Annotated in this window: 2 protein-coding genes; one reads left to right on the forward strand and one right to left on the reverse strand. The window is 70.9% G+C overall.

Going from position 1 to position 1,720, the window contains the following annotated elements; genetic code table 11:
* On the reverse strand, nt 1-1,168 hold a 1,168-nt coding region (locus tag E2651_RS44920), incomplete at its 3' end, for a maltotransferase domain-containing protein (protein WP_135336698.1).
* A 149-nt stretch (nt 1,169-1,317) separates the two neighbouring features.
* Here E2651_RS44920 and E2651_RS43015 point away from each other — a divergent pair.
* The coding region (locus tag E2651_RS43015; RefSeq protein ID WP_135336699.1) for a pep a2 at nt 1,318-1,720 on the forward strand (403 nt) is incomplete at its 3' end.

Here is a 1,720-nt window from a genome sequence, read left to right on the forward strand (position 1 = left end):
TCGCGGGCAGCCGCTCGGCCGCGGTACGGAAGGTGCCGGACACCGCGGGCTCGCCCTCGCGCACGACAGCGCCCTCGGAGCGCGGGAAGAACTCGTACCAGGACCCGAACAGCGCCCGCCGCCGCTCGACCAGCAGCGGCAAGGCGTGCGAACGGGTGACGCGCTCGCGCAGGGGGTGCCGTGAGAGGACCTCGTCCACCCGTGGGGTGAGCGCGGCCTCCAGGCGGGCGGCGGGCGACCGCAGCTCATCCCGCAGAGCCTCCGCGGCGTCGAGCAACGTCCGGCGCTCCCCGCCGTGCGGCACTCCGTCAGCGGCCCGCTCGTACAGCAGCGCGCCCTCTTCGAGCATCACGTCGGCGTCGATACCGGCCGGGACCTTGATCTCGGCTGAGCGACGCCACCCGGCCACCGGATCCGCCCACGCCTCCACGGCGTACGTCCAGCGCCCCTCGGCGTCCGGTGTCACGTCCGCGCCCCAGCGGTCGGTGCCCGGAGCCAGCTCGTGCAGGGGCACACAGGGCAGGGACCTGCCGTCGGGGCCGGTCAGCACGGCCTCGGCACCGACCGGCATGTCGCCCTCGCCGAACAGGGTTGCCGTCACCTGGAACGTCTCCCCCGGGACCGCCTTCACGGGCCTGCGACCTCGGTCGACGGCCGGGCCGACGTCGAGAATGGGCACGGTGAAGGAGACCGAGGTCTCCACCGAGACCGGGGCCTCCTCCGGAGCCGGGCTCGCCGCCGGAGCGGAGGGCATCGACGGGGCGGGACTCGTCCGCGGAGGTCGGGTCATCGATCTCTCCTTTGCCGCGCTCGGGCGCACAGGACACGGACCGCGGCCACGTGTGACCGGCGGCCATGGGCTGCTGACCACCCGCCGCCGACGCACCTGTCGCAGCCCCAGGTAGCGCTCGGCCGTGTCCGCGGCGAGCCGCGCCGTGCGCTCCCCCATCAGGACGCACAGCGTGTATCCGCTGTCCTCGAAGTGCTTTCGCACACCGCGGTCGGCGGGGCCGGAAAGCAACAGCCGCTCCCAGGCCCGGTACTGGCCCAGATGCCACGCGACCTCGGCTTTGGCAGGCAGCAGCATCACGCTGGTCACCTTCTCGTTCTCCCCGAGTCCTGACTCATAGTGCACGCCCGCGTGCACAGCGTCCTGTTGGATCTTCAATGACCGTCCCGACCTGCTCGTGTTGCACGAATGGAGCAGTACTCCCACTCTGAAATGACTCAGAAGCGATCAACTCTCACGCTTCGTGTTCGGGGCGGCGGCTCGCCGAGCCGACCGGTCGGAGGCTTCGCTGAGAGGAGTCAAGAGCGATGAAGACCGCGGTCCCCCGCTACTACCACCTTGAGGTGGAGATCAGCCCACAGAGGATCAAGCAGGTCAGACGCATTCTGGCCGCACATCTGCGCCACTGGGGTCTGGGAGTTCTCGTCGAGCGCGTCAGCCGCTGCGCAGGCGTGCTGCTCCAGGCGATCGACACGCACGCGACGGACAAGCACACCGTCGTCGAGATGTGGTGGAACGGACAGCACCTGGTCACCGCCGTGTCCGACAGCGAACGCGACCTTCGCCATCCGCACTGCGGGCCGGAGGGATACCTGGCGCAGATCGCCGCGCTGAGCGACGGCTGGGGCAACTGCCCGGCGACCAACGGCAAAATCATCTGGTTCTCGAACCGCGCCCGGTCCGCCGACGGCGCCCCGCTGGCCCCCGCCC

This window comes from Streptomyces sp. MZ04 (assembly GCF_004684775.1).
Lineage (GTDB): Bacteria > Actinomycetota > Actinomycetes > Streptomycetales > Streptomycetaceae > Streptomyces.